20 protein-coding genes and 1 pseudogene are annotated in these 17,471 nt (G+C 37.6%); 3 read left to right on the top strand and 18 right to left on the bottom strand.

The window, feature by feature from the left end:
* Positions 1 to 10 precede the first annotated feature (10 nt).
* Positions 11 to 1,204, bottom strand: coding sequence for a GTP-binding protein (locus V1L66_RS02075; protein ID WP_333004695.1), 1,194 nt, complete (start codon positions 1,202 to 1,204; stop codon positions 11 to 13).
* Between the two features lie 169 nt (positions 1,205 to 1,373).
* Between V1L66_RS02075 and rpmG the strand changes: the two genes are divergently transcribed.
* The gene (gene rpmG, locus V1L66_RS02070; RefSeq protein ID WP_004231780.1) at positions 1,374 to 1,523 is read left to right on the top strand and encodes a 50S ribosomal protein L33; all 150 of its coding nucleotides are present in this window, start codon (positions 1,374 to 1,376) and stop codon (positions 1,521 to 1,523) included.
* Between the two features lie 212 nt (positions 1,524 to 1,735).
* On the opposite strand, the gene V1L66_RS02065 is transcribed toward rpmG, so the two are convergent.
* The 4 genes from V1L66_RS02065 to V1L66_RS02050 all read right to left on the bottom strand — a co-directional run bounded on the left by V1L66_RS02065 (position 1,736) and on the right by V1L66_RS02050 (position 4,063).
* The gene (locus V1L66_RS02065; RefSeq protein ID WP_333004693.1) at positions 1,736 to 2,470 is read right to left on the bottom strand and encodes a hypothetical protein; all 735 of its coding nucleotides are present in this window, start codon (positions 2,468 to 2,470) and stop codon (positions 1,736 to 1,738) included.
* Positions 2,471 to 2,481: 11 nt separating this feature from the next.
* Positions 2,482 to 2,763, bottom strand: a complete 282-nt coding sequence (locus tag V1L66_RS02060; RefSeq protein WP_112116799.1) for a hypothetical protein — start codon at positions 2,761 to 2,763, stop codon at positions 2,482 to 2,484.
* Positions 2,756 to 3,328, bottom strand: coding sequence for a hypothetical protein (locus tag V1L66_RS02055; protein WP_259419943.1), 573 nt, complete (start codon positions 3,326 to 3,328; stop codon positions 2,756 to 2,758). Before V1L66_RS02055 ends, V1L66_RS02060 begins: the two co-directional genes overlap by 8 nt.
* An 84-nt stretch (positions 3,329 to 3,412) precedes the next feature.
* Positions 3,413 to 4,063: a hypothetical protein gene (locus V1L66_RS02050; protein ID WP_004231775.1), complete on the bottom strand. Its 651-nt coding sequence runs from the start codon at positions 4,061 to 4,063 to the stop codon at positions 3,413 to 3,415.
* Between the two features lie 235 nt (positions 4,064 to 4,298).
* On the opposite strand from V1L66_RS02050, the gene V1L66_RS02045 reads away from it, so the two are divergent.
* Positions 4,299 to 5,489: a hypothetical protein gene (locus V1L66_RS02045; protein ID WP_036079534.1), complete on the top strand. Its 1,191-nt coding sequence runs from the start codon at positions 4,299 to 4,301 to the stop codon at positions 5,487 to 5,489.
* Positions 5,490 to 5,651: 162 nt separating this feature from the next.
* Positions 5,652 to 6,269, top strand: coding sequence for an exosporium glycoprotein BclB-related protein (locus tag V1L66_RS02040; RefSeq protein ID WP_333004691.1), 618 nt, complete (start codon positions 5,652 to 5,654; stop codon positions 6,267 to 6,269).
* 77 nt (positions 6,270 to 6,346) lie between these two features.
* Here the strand turns inward: V1L66_RS02040 and V1L66_RS02035 are convergent, their stop codons facing one another.
* The 13 genes and pseudogenes from V1L66_RS02035 to V1L66_RS01975 form a co-directional block, all read right to left on the bottom strand.
* Positions 6,347 to 6,850 (bottom strand): YfiT family bacillithiol transferase, encoded by a 504-nt coding sequence (locus V1L66_RS02035; RefSeq protein WP_409072210.1) that lies wholly within the window; start codon positions 6,848 to 6,850, stop codon positions 6,347 to 6,349.
* A 240-nt stretch (positions 6,851 to 7,090) separates the two neighbouring features.
* Entirely contained in the window at positions 7,091 to 7,570 is a 480-nt protein-coding gene (locus V1L66_RS02030; protein WP_333004690.1) for a hypothetical protein, read from the bottom strand.
* A gap of 72 nt (positions 7,571 to 7,642) precedes the next feature.
* Complete coding sequence (locus tag V1L66_RS02025; RefSeq protein WP_333004689.1) at positions 7,643 to 8,290, bottom strand: hypothetical protein; 648 nt, start codon at positions 8,288 to 8,290, stop codon at positions 7,643 to 7,645.
* A gap of 11 nt (positions 8,291 to 8,301) precedes the next feature.
* Positions 8,302 to 8,775, bottom strand: a complete 474-nt coding sequence (locus V1L66_RS02020) for a GNAT family N-acetyltransferase (protein ID WP_016993061.1) — start codon at positions 8,773 to 8,775, stop codon at positions 8,302 to 8,304.
* A gap of 82 nt (positions 8,776 to 8,857) precedes the next feature.
* Positions 8,858 to 10,429: a BCCT family transporter gene (locus V1L66_RS02015; protein ID WP_036079545.1), complete on the bottom strand. Its 1,572-nt coding sequence runs from the start codon at positions 10,427 to 10,429 to the stop codon at positions 8,858 to 8,860.
* A 121-nt stretch (positions 10,430 to 10,550) separates the two neighbouring features.
* Positions 10,551 to 11,321: an alpha/beta hydrolase-fold protein gene (locus tag V1L66_RS02010; RefSeq protein ID WP_333004688.1), complete on the bottom strand. Its 771-nt coding sequence runs from the start codon at positions 11,319 to 11,321 to the stop codon at positions 10,551 to 10,553.
* A pseudogene (locus V1L66_RS02005) lies at positions 11,321 to 12,100 on the bottom strand (ABC transporter ATP-binding protein). The gene V1L66_RS02010 and the pseudogene V1L66_RS02005 overlap by 1 nt, the downstream one beginning before the upstream one ends.
* 29 nt (positions 12,101 to 12,129) lie before the next feature.
* Positions 12,130 to 13,125 (bottom strand): iron ABC transporter permease, encoded by a 996-nt coding sequence (locus V1L66_RS02000; protein WP_016993066.1) that lies wholly within the window; start codon positions 13,123 to 13,125, stop codon positions 12,130 to 12,132.
* 28 nt (positions 13,126 to 13,153) lie between these two features.
* Positions 13,154 to 14,161 (bottom strand): iron ABC transporter permease, encoded by a 1,008-nt coding sequence (locus V1L66_RS01995; RefSeq protein WP_333004687.1) that lies wholly within the window; start codon positions 14,159 to 14,161, stop codon positions 13,154 to 13,156.
* Positions 14,162 to 14,316: 155 nt separating this feature from the next.
* Positions 14,317 to 15,300 carry an ABC transporter substrate-binding protein gene (locus V1L66_RS01990; protein WP_112116805.1) on the bottom strand — a complete coding sequence of 328 codons (984 nt, stop codon included), beginning with the start codon at positions 15,298 to 15,300 and terminating at the stop codon, positions 14,317 to 14,319.
* Positions 15,301 to 15,504: 204 nt separating this feature from the next.
* Positions 15,505 to 16,335 carry an AraC family transcriptional regulator gene (locus tag V1L66_RS01985; protein ID WP_066037971.1) on the bottom strand — a complete coding sequence of 277 codons (831 nt, stop codon included), beginning with the start codon at positions 16,333 to 16,335 and terminating at the stop codon, positions 15,505 to 15,507.
* 10 nt (positions 16,336 to 16,345) lie between these two features.
* On the bottom strand, positions 16,346 to 16,810 hold the full coding sequence (locus tag V1L66_RS01980) for a DinB family protein (protein WP_333004686.1): 465 nt from the start codon (positions 16,808 to 16,810) through the stop codon (positions 16,346 to 16,348).
* Positions 16,811 to 16,831: 21 nt separating this feature from the next.
* A complete protein-coding gene (locus V1L66_RS01975; RefSeq protein ID WP_333004685.1) occupies positions 16,832 to 17,401 on the bottom strand; it encodes a nucleotidyltransferase family protein in 570 nt (189 codons plus the stop codon).
* Between the last annotated feature and the right edge of the window lie 70 nt (positions 17,402 to 17,471).

Below are 17,471 nucleotides of genomic sequence, written 5' to 3'. Positions count from 1 at the left end.
CTTTTCTTCTTTATTGCCATTCCCAGTTAAATGGATCTTGTAGACGTTCCCAAGGGTTCTGAAACTCTTCATTTGTTAACAAACAGTTGTCCAACTGTTTAGTGATGTCTTCTCGATCTAGATCAATGCCAATAATCACAAGTTGTGTCATTCGATCTCCGTACTCTTCATCCCAATCTTCCAATACTTCAGGGCTTTGCTGGAATACATCCTGCTGATGGGCTTGAGAAAGAGCTGCTACCCAATAAGAGACTGGTTCAATTTTTGCAGATGACCCCGCTTGCGATAATAATAGCGCAACTTCCTGATGTCTTGCACTCCAAATAATACCCTTCGCTCGTACTATTGAGTCTGGCATGTGATCACACCACTCAACAAAGCGCATCGGATGAAACGATCTTTTGCGTTTATAGGTAAAGGAAGAGATACCGTATTCCTCAGTCTCTGGTGTATGGTTTTCGTGACCAAGCTCCAACTCCTTTAACCAACCAGCCGATTCAGAGACACGTTCAAAGTCAAAACGCCCTGTATTTAAAATTTCAACTGGATCGATAACACCATTTGTTGTACGTATAAGTTTTGCCTCAGGCTGTAATGCACGTAAAATACGCTCTAATCGCTCAAGCTCCTCTGCGGATACTAAATCGCACTTATTTAAAATAAGGACATCACAAAATTCAATTTGATCAATGAGAAGGTCTGCAACATCACGCTCATCTAATTCACCAACAGCTTCCTTGCGCTCCAATAAACTTTCCCCAGACTGAAAATCATGCCAAAAACGATGGGCATCTACGACCGTAACCATTGTATCTAATCGACAAAACTTCGTTAAATCAATGCCAAGCTCCTCGTCTAAATAACTAAACGTTTGTGCAACTGGAATCGGCTCACTAATCCCTGTCGATTCAATCAAAATATAATCAATATTGCCTAGCTTCGAAAGACGTTCCACCTCCTGCAATAGATCCTCTCGTAATGTACAGCAAATACAACCATTCGATAGCTCCACAAATTTCTCTTCTGTACGTGATATACCGCTACCATTTGCGATAAGCTCCGCATCAATATTAATTTCACTCATATCATTCACAATAACAGCGACACGTAAATCCTTTTTGTTTTGCAATACATGATTCATCATTGTTGTCTTACCAGAACCTAAATATCCACTCAATACTGTAACAGGAATTTTCTTTGTCATTATTACAACTCCTTAAATCGTAATCATTACTATTTACAATTTGTAATTAAATCATATTACTTTGGAAAATGCAAAGCTTTTTATTACTAGTGAAATTAAACTTGACAATATCCAGCGAGAAATATATTGTTTAAATCGTAATAATTACTATTTAAAAGGAGGCCCTTCAATGCGTGTACAAGTAACACTAGCCTGTACTGAAACAGGTGATAAAAACTATATTACTACTAAAAATAAACGTAATAATCCCGAAAGATTGGAGCTTAAAAAGTACTCTCCTCGCCTGAAACGTGTAACCTTGCATAGAGAAACAAAATAATATTGGAATGGGGGGTCATGATGAGATCCTCATGAGCGGTTCTGACCTGTTTTAGAGCGGTGTCTTCTACTTTGTGAGCGAGGTTAACCTGCTTTGGAGCGCCTTCCTCTTCTTTGTGAGCGGTTGAACCTTCTTAAAAGCTTTTTATGCAAATCAAAAAAATGACTGTTTCAAAGGCATACTTTTGAAACAGTCATGATGAAATTTTATAGCTAAAGCTGCTCACTATTGATTTCTAACGCTAGTTCATTCAATTTCTCATCTAATTCATTGAGCATGCGTAATCTAAAATCTATTTGTTCATCAATATTAACTCCTTGTTTCATTGATGTGCTACCATCCTTAGATTGTTTCTTTAATGCAACTATTTCATTGGATAATCTCTCAATATCTAGATTTTTCGTCTCTAACTCACTTAGTAAATGTCGATGAAGGCTGTCCGATTCTACTTTCTCTCTATGGTATTTTTCTAGTGTCTCTAAAATATTCTCCATTTGTTTACTTGCTATGGTTGTATAGTCACTTAACTTTTTATCTATGCTTTCCACAATAGACCTTTCATTTGAATCGATCGAAGCCTCCTTTGATGCTTGAAATTTGTCCATCAATGACTTTTTTTCAGCCCGCAATTCTGCCAATTCCTTTAATAATGCCTCAATGGATGCAATTTGCTTTTTTCTTTGTGCTTCTCTTTTCTGAATTTCTTCATCGTAAGCTTGCAATTCTTTATCAAAGTCTCTTTTCAACTTTAGGAGCTCCATCGAAAGTTCTTTTTTATGCCTTGTTAATTGAACATTTTCTCGTTCAAGTCGAAGAACCAAAGCATAATAATCACTATCTCTAAGTCTTTTTACTTCATTTTTGTACTTGGCTAACTCGGCCCTTAAAAAAATAATCATTTGTTGGAGCTGTATTGGATCATTGTTTTTCACAATATCATTGTCCATCATCACACCCCCTAGCCTGAATATCTTTTTAGTAAATCGACCACCTCTTCAAGCTGCTCTCTACTTTCCTCTAGTAAATCATCCAGCTGCTTCATCCATTTTTCTTCTAACTTTGAATTCTCTATTTGTTCAACATGACTCTTTTCGCCTGAAACAAGATAAGCCATTAATAGCTGTAATGTACTTTTTTCAAGAAAGGCAAAGCTATTATCTTGTTCATTACGACGACTTAGCTGTTCCTTTACTAATTGTTGAATTACACTACCGAACTCTTGTTTTTCGTTGTCACCCATTGTCTTCCTCCTGTGTTTGGCCCATTCCATTTAGATTAATTGGATTTAAAACAACAACACCTTCTGTGAGCTGATCGCAATATGTAAAACCCATAATCGTTCCTGAATATGATAAATTGTGGGACCATTTTATTTGAAAATTGGTAAATGAAATGGTTTCATTCGGTTCGATTGTTGACTTACCAACTGGTCTCAGCCAATACTCCTCTTTGCTTGATTTGTCATTAAAACGCTCCCACTGACTCTGCCCCTGTGTTTTAAAATTTGGAGTGAAATTTTCATGAACATATCTCCCTGAAAAGTAAAACGGTGACTCCTTGGGTATTGTTATACACAAAGATGGGTTCGTGACGGCTGCACTACCCATATTACGAATATGATAGGAGCCTAAACATAAACTCTCTTGCTCAGGATCATAAGAAATATTAAGTGCAGTTGTAAAATAACTAATGAGGTTAATCCTATTCGGAATTGCTAATTCCTCAACCAATCTTTTAATATCATGAACATAGGCATTTGTTTGTTCTTTTAGTGCCTGTATCTTGTCTTCAATACGATCTGCCACTTTAAACCTCCTTGTTATTTCCATTAAAAAAAGAGAGGATTACCCTCTCTTCATAGTATGACTTTCTTCTTTTTGTTATCACAATTAACCAACAGTTGGGAAAATAACTGGGCATTGTTGTGGACGAACCGCAGTTGGACATGAGAATGGTAAGTCTGCTCTTGGTTCGCAGAAAGTTGCTAAAAATTCCACTGTAACTGGGAATGTAGATTGAATACTTTGACAAACAGCAACAGTAATTGTTAACGCAGAGAACGTGATTGTACCTGCTGCAGCACCTGTTCCAACACTAAGTGTTCCTGTTGTACAAACGAAGCAATCTAAATCTGTGTATAAAATTTCAACGTCTGTTCCCTTAGGTGCACATAATGTCACTTGCTCACAGCGAGAAACTGGAATATTATTGCTTGTGAAAACAGTACCATTAGGTAAAGTAACGACAATTGTTAGAATGAAGTTCTTTTGAACATTTAGGTGTTGCAGACAAACAGTTGATCCATCAATAGAGAATTGGCGATTCTCACGGTTCAGAATCACAATTGGATTTGTAGTTGCTGGAATTACTCGACAAGTAACAATAGCACCTGTTAAGTCAGTAGTTGCTGTAACACCTGGGAATGTAATTGGTCCAGTAGGTGAAATATCAAACGACATTTCTTTTACAATCCAGTCGTATACCTTATCAACATTTATACAGATTAGTTCCTGCGCCTGGGATGGCATATGCTCTTGCATCCTTTTGACACCTCCATAAAATTTTTATCTTTCGTTTGTAGCATATGTTTTTCAGCTATAAGTGCATGGGCTAACAAATAGTTACATTGGATATTTATTAAAATCAATCAAGATTTGTTTTCATACACTTCTCTCATTAACGATACGAATCAAAATGTTGAAAGAACCGTTATATTTGTAACAGAAAGTCAATATTTTTAATAAACTAATAATGGACTGAAAGGGGTGAACTACAATGGAAGAGTCAAAATTGTATACCACTCAAGAAATTGAAAATTTAAAGCAAAAAATTGAATCTTATAGAGAATCGTTAACCTCGTTAAAAACGGGGAATTCAATTGAAGATTTCCTTTATATGAAGCAGGAGTTTGATGGACTAAAAACACAGATGGCCCATTTAGAAGGGATCACAGAGACATTGGATACTAAACAAAATTCATATATAAAAGGTTACGACGATCAAATTAGGGTTCTTTCAACACAGCTTGAGTCTTTGAATCAAACCATTGAAGGAATGAACCAAGAGATTTTATCAATTTTAAACAAACTATTGCCAGTTAAAGGAAATGATACAAAAACCGTACCTCCCTCCATTGACATGCCTGCTCAAACTTATCCTAATCTTTTACCTAGACAACCTAGAATGACCCAAACCGCAGATCAAACTACAATTACATCAGCACAACCTTCTTATAGACTATTACAAAGTGTGGCAGGAAAAGCCAAAAACCACCAACCTAATGTAAACATCGGGGGTCCCTCTCCTCAGAATGGTCTACCGGAAACTAAACCTGAAGAACGGCATTTTAATCAGCAATATTTCCAATCAATCAATACACACCCCAGCCAAATATACAATGGTTTATACAGAAACACGACAGTTGAATCCACCTTCCATTTTAAAAATGCCATGGATGCAAAGGAAGTTCCAGTAAGTGTTTATGATCCATCTGCCGTACAGCCAGCTTCAAGCGAGGAAAACATCGAGAATGATACTTTACAATCTTCTATTGTTAATGAATCAGATAGCACTAAAACTGAAACATTCAATAATCCTGCGGAGGTTGTAAAAACTGAGAATGAGCATAACAATCTGGAGAAGCCCATTGTAATTAATGACTCGATAGAACAAGTTATCTTAGAGCAACCTAGCGAGCCTGTTAGTCAGGACATTGAAGCAATAGCTAGTGAGCCTCTCAACCAAATCATTGCAGAGACAGTAGCAGAACCTGCAGATATAGATCATTCTCCTTCATTGGAAACAGAAGAAGAATATGTTGAAGTGTATCATGCTGATGCAACCTATGAGGTTCATCCGTCCTTTGATGAAGAGATCATGCAGCTTGAACCTGTAAACAAGCCGATTGAGGAAGAACCTAAAAAAGGAAAAAACTCATTTTTCGATTTCTTTAAAAGATGGAGTTAACATTTTCTTAAACATCCACTATGTCAAAACATACATAGTGGATGTCTTTATGTGCAAATAAAAGCTGTCATTAAGAAATCATTGAATTTATAGGTGAAGTAGATAATTGCCCTTAACCCCTAATCTGAAATGAATAGAATAATGAAGAAAGGGGGTGTAAAAATGTGTTTGAATAACTCAATGTGTGGCTGTTCTGGTAACGGTCATGGTAACGGGGAGTGTACTACGCTGGGGCCTTTTATCGGCGTTGATGCTGCATGTATTACTCCACCAGTAGCTACTGGTTCTATTATCCCATTCTCATCAGGAATAACTCCTGTTGCTTTAGTGTCTCTTGCTACTGGATTAGTTGGTACTGTGAGTCTTGTTGGATTTGGTACATCTGTTCCAGGGGTTGCTCTAGCTGGCGTTAATATTGATTTAACATCTTCTGCTGCTACAGAAGCATTTACGGTTCCACGTCCAGGTACTATTACATCTATTTCTGCTACAATCTCAGCAACTGCTGCTTTAACTCTAACTGGAACAGCGACTGTCAGAGCACAGATTTACCGCGCAGTTCAAGGAAGCAATTTATTCAGCCCTACTGCAGCATTTGTTGATTTATTACCACCTTTACCACTAATAGCATTAGCAGTAGGTACGATTGCAAGTGGTAATGCCAACGTGTCAGTACCTGTAAGTACTGGTGATCGTTTACTAATGGTATTCTCTATGACTACTACAGGAGTTGCTGCTACACTTGCTGGTAACGCAAGTGCTGGTATTACTATCGTATAAAATAAACTTAAATAAAAAATGAAAACAAGTGATTTCCTCATTAGCAGAAATCACTTGTTTTTTCACAAAATATTTATTTAACCAATGCATTCTGAATATGTGCCAAATGATGCTTGCCATGCATACAGACCGATTGCATGCTCAAGAGTCGTCCGCCCTGAATCAGGATGATTAAAGGCTCTTTGTAATTGTTCATGTGATAAGCTTGTCAGTAAATAAACCCACCGCTCATGTAAGCCTTCAATTAAATTATAAGAAGTTGCTACTGGCATTTCTGAATCTGGTAGCTGTGCCCATTCCGCCTCATTGTATGGCTTAATGGTTGGCGTATCCTCTGTTAACGCTAGTTTAAAACGGATATAGCTATTCATATGGCTATCGGCAATATGATGGACTAGCTGTGTCACGGTCCAGCCATTTTCACGATAAGATTTTGCAAGGTCTTGCTCGCTTGCACCATTTAACGCCTCTGCAAGTTGTTTTGGTAATAAACGAATTTCATCAATCCATGCTAGTACTTGCTGTGAATTCACTTCTTTTGGGAATTGGAATTGTCCAATTGGATATCGTAAATCAGTCATATTGCTCTCCTCCGTTTTACTTTTTATATTACCAATTTAATATTTTACTTGCTACAACCATGCACTATAATTTTCTTCGTTCGGTAGATAATTCGTTCATCTCTTGTAGTTTAGTAGCATGATTGGAAGCTTCGTTTGCACTCACACACCTTTCTTTTACATACTTATACAATTTAGAAACTACAAATGTATAAAACCCTTATTTTTAAGTATAGGTACTTACAAAATAAGGGTTCTTTATTATTCCTGGATATCGTATATCAACGTATCAAAATATTTTCCATTTGTATACAGTAAAATAGCCCATTCACCAGACTGAGGAATTTTCACATGAGAAGGTGTATGTGCATCTGCTCCATTAACAGGTCCGCCAAGCCCTATGCTCCAGCCATCCACTAAAATCGGTTGTACGACTTTAGAGTCTCTATGGTATCCAATAATCGTTAACTCCGTATCCCGTACTTCATCTATTCCCCATAGATGCCACATCCATTTTTGTGTGCTTAAACTTGGCATATTCGCACCGATGACACCTGATTTATCGGCATTACCAATAATACCTCTATCACCAAATTCCACTGCCTTTTTATCCCAATCAACGGATGCAAAATCATCTTCTTGCACAAATTCAGGTAGATCCTCAGGTATTGTTACCTTTGCTTCATCTTTACAACCCACTAAGAATAATAGCACTATACATAAAAATACAATTCGTTTCATAACATCCCCCTTTCCTATGAAACGTTTGTTTCAACGATATTGTTACAGATAATTCTGTAAATTACGAAACTATTACTTCATCGTACTCTTTACAATATTCACTAATGGCTTTAATGGATGAAGAATTTTAATCCTGGTGCGATCTTCAAATTGTTGTGCTGCATCCACCATCGATAGCTGGGCAACCGATATGGATTTTTGCTCAGCAGATAAAGTATGCAAAGTTCTTAAAATAACCTCGTCATAGGCTTCTTTTTTCCCCTGCATAATAAGATCAAATGTATGTTCAATAACTTTCGCTACCACATCTACTGATATTCCTTGATGCTTAGCATATTGGTGAAGTCTTGCCATCGTTCCTTCTACAGTTGCTGGATTTGTGAAAAGTATCGTTTGAGGCTGATGCTTACTACATATACTTTCAAAATAGGGCTCATCAATCTTTATGATAGGGATCGGGAGATTGGACAAAGTTTCATCCTTTAATAAAGCTATATAATTTGTACACGTTATTAAGATTGCATCCACATCACAGCTAATTATCCATTCAATTTGCTCCTTAACTTTATGTGCTAAATCATTACTCCCTTTAGACATATGCTTTATAACGCCAGGGTCTACAAAATGGATTATCTCTATATCTTCATCGCTTTGAAAAGCTTGCTCTATGTATTCTATATTGGAATAATGAGCATGCAAGCAGCCGAGCTTTTTTCTCAATTAAACTCCTCCTAATTGGAAAGTCTCTTTTCCATTGTTACTATTGCTAGAGAGTTACCATTACGATTTTTCACCATTTCCTCTGTCGTTACAACATAACCTAATGAGCGATATAACTCAATATTACGCGGAACACTCATACGTACTTTGCACCGACTAATTGTTACCCCTTTCGATAGTGCATATTGTTCGAGCTGACAGATCAGTACTTTTGCTAAACCTTGACCTTGTCTTTCTGGGATCACTGAAAGTCTATAAAAATAAATCCCCTTTGAACTGAGCGTAAACCTTGCAATGGCAACTGGTTGTTTATTGATATACCCAATAAATGCTTGTTCATTTTGCTGCATTGCCTGTTCTATTGAATCCACCGTTTCACTTAGTGCACTGGATGGTGGAGTAGCTTTTTCATATTCTTGAAACGCCTGTAGCATCACCTGATGTAAAACTGGGGCATCCTTGCTCTCTGCTAAAACAATTTCCAACCTTAAGCACCTCCTATCGTTTTTTGTTCATAATAGTGCAAATTAAAACAAAAAGAAACCGTATTATTTCGAATACGGCCTACTACTTAGTATGTTTGTCTTTCACTTTTGCTTCCTTTTCAATATGCTTTCTTGCTATTTTCAAACGTTGGATATCCTTTTTCTTAAGAGGAATAATCTCTTCCTTCATCATTTTAATATAAGAAATCATTAATAAAAGTAACACCACTGTAAAGGGTAATGCAGCGATTAATGAGGCCGTTTGCAATGCTTCAAGCCCGCCTGTATACAATAAAACGCCTGAAATAGCTGCCATTAAAACACCCCATACTAGCTTTGATAAAATCGTGGGATTTAAAGAACCTTTTGTCGTCATACTCGCCATAATAAAGGTGGCCGAATCAGCAGAGGTAATTAAAAATATTATGATTAAAAGTATTCCAATGGTAGATGCAATTGTTGAAAGCGGTAAGTGTTCTAACAGCTGGAAAAGCGCAACCGTTACATCATTATGAACAGATTGAGCGATTTGTGCATCTTGATGTAAATCAAACCACATTGCGGTTCCACCAAAGGTCGCAATCCAAAAGCAGGCAATGAGGGGCGGGATAATTAAAACCCCTATAATAAATTCTCGAATAGTCCTGCCTTTAGATACACGAGCTATAAAGGAGCCTACAAATGGTGACCAAGCGATCGCCCATGCCCAGTAAAAGATCGTCCAATCCTTCACCCAAGTCCCACCAACGTATGGTTGCATCCTTAAACTATATTGAATAAAGTTTGAAATATAATCCCCAATAGCTAATGTAAAGGTTTCAAGTATAAAGATTGTTGGGCCTGTAATAAAAACAAATAAAAGTAAGACAATTGCTAAAGTCATATTGACATTACTCAGGATCTTCATCCCTTTTTGTAGACCTGTTGTGGCTGATAGCATATAGCCAATAAACATGATAAAAATAATGGCTACTTGCAAGATAAATGTATCTGGCAAACCAAAGACGAAAGTTAAACCGCCATTTGTTTGTAATACGCCTAGCCCTATAGACGTTGCTACCCCCATAACTGTAGCAATTACTGCGAGAATATCGATCGCTCCTTTAACGACTCGATTTGTTCCAGTGACAGGCTCTAAAGCAGTGGAGATAAGCATATTTCTTTTTTTATTGAATTGTACATAGGCCATAACAAGACCCAATATGGCATAAACAGACCACTGGCTTAATCCCCAATGAAAGAATGAATATCCCATCGCCAGTCGGGCTGCATCCGTTGATAGAGGCTTTGTATCACTGAAAGGAGGTGAAAAATAATGACTCATCGGCTCAGCTACACCCCAAAACACCAGGCCGACACCAAGTCCAGCTGAAAAGAGCATAGAAATCCATGTTAGAAAACTAAACTCAGGACGACCATCTTCTGATCCTAAGCGAATTGTTCCGTATTTACTAATTGCCAGACCGAATAAAAATAAAACGATAATAAAGACGGACATTAAATAAAACCAGCCGAAATAATCCGTTGTCATATGAAATACGCTGTTTGCTACGTTCTTAAATTTTTCCGGTATCGTTGCTCCGATAATGACTAAGAGAAAAATTGCTCCACTAGAAATAAGAAATACTGGGTTTTTTAAAATTTTATTTTGCATACAGCGCCTCCATTTATCCCAGACAGATGACCAAATTTCCTTTATTATGCGTACAATTCAGTTATTTTATTAATAAATAAAAAAAGAAACCGCATTATCAAAAGACTATGCGGTCTACCTATTAATGTGTTTTATGCATAAAACGCAGGGCTCTACTCATAACAGTTGGTACAATCGAAGCATGATTTTCATCTAAAGCCTCGTAAAAATCTACCGCCATTATTTTTTTTAAAACTGCTGCCATTTGTCGCGCATCATCCACCATAAAGGTTTCAAGTTCACCTGCGCTCATAAACAAAGTTTCGTCCATGTCCTGATGCTCGTTCAGAAATACTGAAGCACATTGTACTAGCTCATGCTCATTCCACCAAATAGATGGGCTAATAGCTAGATAGCGTTGGAAGCTGGATTGCTGGTGAAATAGTTGCCAAAGCGCAAAGTATCCTCCTAGGGAATGACCAAATAGAGCTTGCTGTACTTTATTTACTGGATATTGTGACTCAATCGTTGGCTTTAACTCTTCTTCAATAAAGCGACTAAAATCCACTGCTCCTCCAAGCTTCTCATGACCTTTTCCTTTAAATCTTGCTGGATAAATATAAGACTCCGCAGGTGCTGTAAAATCATAAAATCTTCTTTCACGCATATCGTCGCCATGACCAATTCCAATAACAATAGCTGGAAGGATACCTGTTTTTGGTGCATTACGACTTTGTAGACGCACCGCTTCCTTTACGAGGTTAAAATAGGATGAGCCATCAAGTACATACAAAACTGGAAAGCCATTTTGTGGCGCTTCCTCCTCTGGCACATAGATATTAATCGTGTACAAATAATTTGTCAATTTTGAAGTCATATGTTGTGTAATGTAGTCTACTTTAGTTGTATTCATTAGATATCCTCCTTCAAAATTTCATAGCCATAACATACAGGTGTATTGGTTACAGGATCTTCCATAATGCGTGCATCAATATTAAATACTTTACGCATTACCTCAGCACTTAAAATTTCCTGTGGCGTGCCAGTTTGCATAATAGTACCCTTACGCATTGCAATAAGATGATCTGAATATCTGGCCGCGTGGTTAATATCATGTAGAACCATCACTACTGTACAGCTGTGGTGCTCATTTAAACTTTTAACAATGTCCAATACCTCTAGCTGATGCGCCATATCTAAATAAGTAGTAGGTTCATCCAATAGCAAGATATTTGTTTCTTGTGCTTAGGCCATAGCTAGCCAAACACGCTGACGCTGACCTCCTGAAAGCTGGGCAAGCTCCCTATTTCGATATTCCATCGTATTAGTAACTGTTAAAGCCCATTCAATCATTTCCTCATCCTTATTCGTTAAACGATTGACATTGTTGCGATGTGGATAGCGACCATACGCAATTAACTCCTCCACTTTCAATTGACCAGGAGCTATCGGTGTTTGAGATAATATTGCTAGTTTCTTGGCAATATCTTTGGTCGATAAATTTTGCATATTTTGCTCCTGCAAATATACCGTACCTTGTTGTTTTTTTAAAATACGTCCTATCGTTTTAAGGAGTGTAGATTTACCACAACCATTTGGACCGATGATTGTAGTCACTTTGCCCTCTTCTATCGTTAAATTTAACCCTTCAAAGACACGTACCTGCCCATAACCTGAAGCCAAATTTTCCATTCTAAATGCAGTTTGCACGCCATTTCCTCCTATGCCTTAGATTTCACCAGTAAATACAAGAAATACGGAATCCCAATAATTGAAACAACAATACCTACAGCCAGTTCCGATGGTGCAAAAACGGTTTTACCAATAAAATCAGCGAGGATTAACAGACCTGCACCAATTAAAGCACTCACTGGCATAACGTAACGGTGCTGAATACCAACAAGCTGCTTGGCAATGTGTGGGGCCATTAAACCTATGAAGCCAATACTCCCTGATACAGACACACAAGCACTGACAAGACCTACACTGGCTAGTAACAGCTTCATTTTCTCCTTTTCAACAGCTATTCCTAAACTTGTGATGCTATCCTCTTCAAGCTGAAAATAATCGAGTAAATATGATTTTCTATGCACATATATTCCTAAAATCAAAAGCCAAGGTAGCATCGTAAGCGCAAAGATCCAATTCGCATTATAAATTGAACCTGCCATCCAAATAGCCGCTGATTCAAAATCTTGTGCACTCATTTTTAAGGATAGGAACAAGGACAAAGCTCCAAATCCACTATTGATAGCTATTCCAGTTAAGATTAATCGCTGCATATCCAGATGACCATTTTTTAAAGCAAATGAAAAAATCAGGATAGCTGCAATTGTTCCACCGATAAAACCGAATAGTGGCATCATTAAAATTGACATCCAGCTGTTCATATCTGCACTCACTAGCTTTACTTGAAAGAAGTACATGAATAGTACGACTGCTGCACCAGCTCCAGCATTAATCCCTAATATTCCTGGATCTGCTAGTCCATTGCGTGTAATCCCCTGTAATACAACTCCTGCCATACCTAAGCCAATACCGACAAGTCCAGCAATGACAATCCGAGGTAAACGGAACTCAAATATAACAAGATCAAACTTTGAATTTGACTCGATCCGTAGCAATGTTTTGATAACATCCATTACAGACATATCAAAAACACCATTTGTAATATGTAAATAGCTCGCAACTAAAATCATTAAAACAAGCATCAGCATGGTTAAAAAGAATACACTTGAGGTTTTTTTACGCACGTTTTTCACCTCCGTGCTTACGAACTAAATATAAGAAGAATGGTACACCGACCAATGCGGTTAAGACACCAATTGGCGTTTCAAATGGATAATTGACAACGCGGCTCAGGACATCACAAAGCGCTAAGAAAAAGGCTCCAATGACAGCTGCACAAGGAATTATATAGCGATAATCAACACCAACAAGGAAGCGTGTAATATGTGGTATGACTAACCCTACAAAGGCGATTTTCCCTACAAGGGCAACCGCTGTCCCTGTCAAACATACGACAGCTAGCATGCTAATAATACGTACTGCTTTTGTTTTCTGTCCTAGCCCCATGGCAATATCTTCACCTAATGAAGTAATGGTAATCGCTTTTGCCGATAATAAAGCCAAGATCAACCCAGTTAAACCAAATGGAATAGAAAGGATCAGCATATCCATATTTACCATATGTACCTTTGTGTTATACCAAGCACTTACTGTTTGTGATACTTGGAAATACATCGCAATAGCAGTAGCAATACTACTTAAAAATGTGCCAATGACCGTTCCAATTATGGCTAGCCTTACTGGAGATAAGCCATTGCGGATTAACGAGCCAAAACCAAAGACAATACCAGCTCCCAATGCAGAACCAAGCATCGATAATAAAATCATTTGATAGTTTGGTAGCCCTGGAAAAAAAACAATGGCTAATGTAATGACAAATGCAGAGCCATCATTGACACCCATTAATGAAGGCGAGGCTAAATAGTTTCGTGTAATCCCTTGCATGACTGCACCGGCAACTGCTAAAAATGCTCCAACTAGTAATACCGCGGCAACTCTTGGAATACGGCCTGTTCTTATAATTTGATGATCGACATCCGATGGATCAAATGCTGTCATCGACTGCCATACTGTAATAGCACTAATATCTTTTGTCCCATACATAACAGAAATAAGTGCCACAAGGGCAATAAGGAAAGGAGCTATCGCTAATATTGAAAACGACACTATGTTTGTTTTTTTCAACTTTCACACCTTTTTCTTTATCCATTTTGCGGTAAACAATATCAACCACTTAAGTGTATACCCTTAACAACTGCCTGCAATGAAAAATGCCACATCTTACAAAAGGCTGGTAATAGCCCGGTGATATCACCAAATCTACTACCAGCCTGTTTATACTATTTAAATAATTTTTCAGCCGCAGCATCTAAGAATTTCACCTTAGACCAAGCAGTACCACCTTGTGCTAATGGCTCAATTGTGTTGACAAAAACTTGATTATTTTGTGTTGCCTTTAAGCTAGTGAAAATTGGATTCTTTTGTAGCTCCTCTAAAGCTTTTGGCGTATCCTTATTCTCTGAATCCTCGAATTGCAGGAAAATCACATCTGGATTTACTTGTGCTAATGTTTCAAGTGATAGTTCCGCTTGCGCCTTAGCTGTTGTAACAACTTCTGGTACAGGTGCTCCTAAATCTTCATATAGAACAGGGTTTAAATAAACGCCTGCTGGATAGATGTACATCACTCCACCACGAACACGGATGATTAATACTTGCTTATCTGCTAATTGCTCCTTGGATTTTACTTGGGCATCAGCAACTTTGGCTTCATAGTCAGAGATGATTTTCTTTGCATCATCTTCCTTCCCAGCTAATTGTGCAAGCAATGTTAAATTTTCTTTCCAATTTGTTGAAATATGTGAGTATGGAATCATTGTTTGAATTTTGTTGAGCTTTTCAGCCGTTTCTTCAGGGAATTTCGAAGTACCCACAATTACATCAGGATCCAGATTAAGAATGGCTTCTGCATTTGGCTCCATTTTATTTCCTACAAGTGTAGCTCCTTCAAAATCTGTTGCTAGATAGGCAGGAACTTTTCCACCTACTTCTAGAACACCTACTGGCTTAATACCAAGCATTGCCGCATCTTCCATTGATTCAAGACTGGCAGCGACAATGTTCTTTACTTCGGCTGGTAGCTCATATTGCTCGCCTAAGTACGTGATGGTCTGCGTTGATTTAGCTTGCTCTGTCTGTGATTCTGTTGCACTTGTCTCTGCTGTATTAGCTGTTGATGTTGATTCCTCTGCTTTGTCTGTTCCACATGCGGCCAGTGATAATGCTAATAGTGCTGGTGCACACATTTTAAAATATTTATTCATAGATATTCTCCCCTAACGAGCTCATATTGATAATGATAATCGTTTTCATATATAAGTCAATATATAATTGATACTCATTATCATTTACGGATACTATCCTAACAAAGTGAAAAAAGATTGTGAATGGACGATTTCGAAAATGACATGGATTTTTGCCGATTTAAGCAATAAAAAAACTGCTTCTTTTTTATAAGAAACAGTCAATTATACATATCTGGCTTCCTCTATTTTTAACTTGCGATAGGCTGAGGGAGATAAACCCGTACACTTTTTAAATACTCTGCTAAAATAAAAACAATCTACATATCCAACACATTCTGCAATTTCAGCTACAGGTATTCCACCATATTCTAGTAAGTCTTTCGCACGTCGTATACGGTATTCTGTTATATATGTACTTGGATTCATACCTGTATGCTGCTCAAATAAATAAGCAAAACGACGACGCTCAATGCCCAATTCCATCGAGATATTTGATACTGAGATTTGCTGTGCATAATTTTCATGTATATACTGTAATGCCTGTTCCATTAATTCGCTGGCACTATCTAAAACCTGCATTTTTGCCGCTACAAGGATATCTTCCAACAAATTCATAAATAATGTCTTAGACTTGAATACAGCCATATTACCAGGAAAGGAATAGCTTTCTACTAATTGCTGAACATGGCTAATAATTTGTGTGTTAAAGCCTGTATTGATTAGAAAATGTTGCTCGGCTAGTGGATATAGATTTATTTCTTCTGTAGGTAGGCTGTAATGAACAACTGCATACTCCCAACCTTTATGGCCAGTCGCTCTCACTTCTATCGGCATCTGGGGGCCAGCATGGGCAATCATTCCCGGCTCCATCATATAGGGGGTTCCATTAAAGCTAAAGATCGCACTCCCTGCAAGTGGCACTACTAAACCACACTTTTCTGGAGCTGTTGTTCTACCAGCATCTACTTCACTTGGCTCCATTTTTTTAGTAAAAACATCTGTAAATTTTACAGAAGCATGTGCAAAGTAATCAATTAAATATTTGATATCCATATGCAAACTCCTATACATGTATTACATTCTGAATCTGAGAAAAATGATGTAAATCATGATTGATTAATCCTACAAAATAATCGATTATAGTCATCTCTGACTGCCCAATTTTAAATGAGTGTTGCCATTGCTCATTAGTCCACTGCTGAATGGTCTGTAATAATTGACGCCTTGTGGAAATAAAATCATTCAATGTTTCCTCCATTGTTTGTTCACGGCTTTTCTTAGCTGCCATCGTATTCAAATGTGCTACATCTGGCCCTTTCGGCAGACGCTCATCTGTAAAGAGAAAAGGAATTCGGTAATTTTGCACAAACTTGTCCCATGGAGGAAGATGCCCAATTACCTCTGCAACCGACCATTTCCCAGGTTCAATGGGCATACGCCATTGTGCCTCAGATAACCCTCGTAAATTATCTATCCAATCTAAAGATTTTATATAGTGTTTAATGACATAGGTTATATCTTGTTGCAATTGTTCCCCCTCTTTCTTTTTTTATTGAATATGAATTTTCAATTCTGGCCAACATAAATGCCATTGTTTTTGCTGAATTCTTTGACGATAAATCGCATAGGCATACTTATTTTCTAGGTAAAACGATGTTGGCTCTACTATGCCTGCTCCTAAAAGATGAATACCGTACGGTGCTGCAATCTCTAGTACCCCATCTGATAATTTTACTCCAATTGCCGTTGGGATTTCTGGGAAATGAGAGATTCCATCAACAGCAGACTGATATGGTTTACTACCATTTAGGACATGCATTCGTGCTTGATTTTTCACGGACCAAGGCTCGTTTGGAGATAACTTTCTCAGTTCTCGCTCATACTGCTTCTCTACTTCTTCTGCTAAATTTTCTTTATCAAAATATATCACATCAATATCAGCAATTGGTGTTCTTTCCTCCTTATTATGAAGGTAATCCCATACCTTTGAGCGAATAACTCCTGCACATACCCAGCAGTCTTGTAGTTGCAAGGTTTCTACTGTGGATAAAATGTGCATCATCCAGTCATCAGATGCAATTAAGTTCTTCAGCTCTTCCTCCGATTGAAGCAACCTCATTCTGTCAGCCTCCATTAATATAAATTAAATTTATAAATCACTAAAAATTATATATTAGATTTATACATTA

Origin of the sequence: Lysinibacillus sp. IITD104, from assembly GCF_036698265.2 — a bacterium.
Taxonomy (GTDB): Bacteria; Bacillota; Bacilli; order Bacillales_A; family Planococcaceae; genus Lysinibacillus; species Lysinibacillus boronitolerans.
This window is presented reverse-complemented; position numbering and strand designations above follow the sequence as displayed.

Bases quoted from the DNA above. Each gene is read 5' to 3' on its own strand.
- V1L66_RS02040 (WP_333004691.1), top strand. From the start codon at position 5,652: ATGTGTTTGAATAACTCAATGTGTGGCTGTTCTGGTAACGGTCATGGT.
- V1L66_RS02060 (WP_112116799.1), bottom strand. From the start codon at position 2,763: ATGGGTGACAACGAAAAACAAGAGTTCGGTAGTGTAATTCAACAATTA.
- V1L66_RS01985 (WP_066037971.1), bottom strand. From the start codon at position 16,335: ATGGATATCAAATATTTAATTGATTACTTTGCACATGCTTCTGTAAAA.
- V1L66_RS02075 (WP_333004695.1), bottom strand. From the start codon at position 1,204: ATGACAAAGAAAATTCCTGTTACAGTATTGAGTGGATATTTAGGTTCT.
- V1L66_RS02050 (WP_004231775.1), bottom strand. From the start codon at position 4,063: ATGCAAGAGCATATGCCATCCCAGGCGCAGGAACTAATCTGTATAAAT.
- V1L66_RS02030 (WP_333004690.1), bottom strand. From the start codon at position 7,570: ATGAAACGAATTGTATTTTTATGTATAGTGCTATTATTCTTAGTGGGT.
- V1L66_RS02045 (WP_036079534.1), top strand. From the start codon at position 4,299: ATGGAAGAGTCAAAATTGTATACCACTCAAGAAATTGAAAATTTAAAG.
- V1L66_RS02010 (WP_333004688.1), bottom strand. From the start codon at position 11,321: ATGAATACAACTAAAGTAGACTACATTACACAACATATGACTTCAAAA.
- V1L66_RS02000 (WP_016993066.1), bottom strand. From the start codon at position 13,125: ATGCTGATGCTTGTTTTAATGATTTTAGTTGCGAGCTATTTACATATT.
- rpmG (WP_004231780.1), top strand. From the start codon at position 1,374: ATGCGTGTACAAGTAACACTAGCCTGTACTGAAACAGGTGATAAAAAC.
- V1L66_RS01975 (WP_333004685.1), bottom strand. From the start codon at position 17,401: ATGAGGTTGCTTCAATCGGAGGAAGAGCTGAAGAACTTAATTGCATCT.
- V1L66_RS01990 (WP_112116805.1), bottom strand. From the start codon at position 15,300: ATGAATAAATATTTTAAAATGTGTGCACCAGCACTATTAGCATTATCA.
- V1L66_RS02015 (WP_036079545.1), bottom strand. From the start codon at position 10,429: ATGCAAAATAAAATTTTAAAAAACCCAGTATTTCTTATTTCTAGTGGA.
- V1L66_RS02035 (WP_409072210.1), bottom strand. From the start codon at position 6,850: ATGACTGATTTACGATATCCAATTGGACAATTCCAATTCCCAAAAGAA.
- V1L66_RS02065 (WP_333004693.1), bottom strand. From the start codon at position 2,470: ATGGACAATGATATTGTGAAAAACAATGATCCAATACAGCTCCAACAA.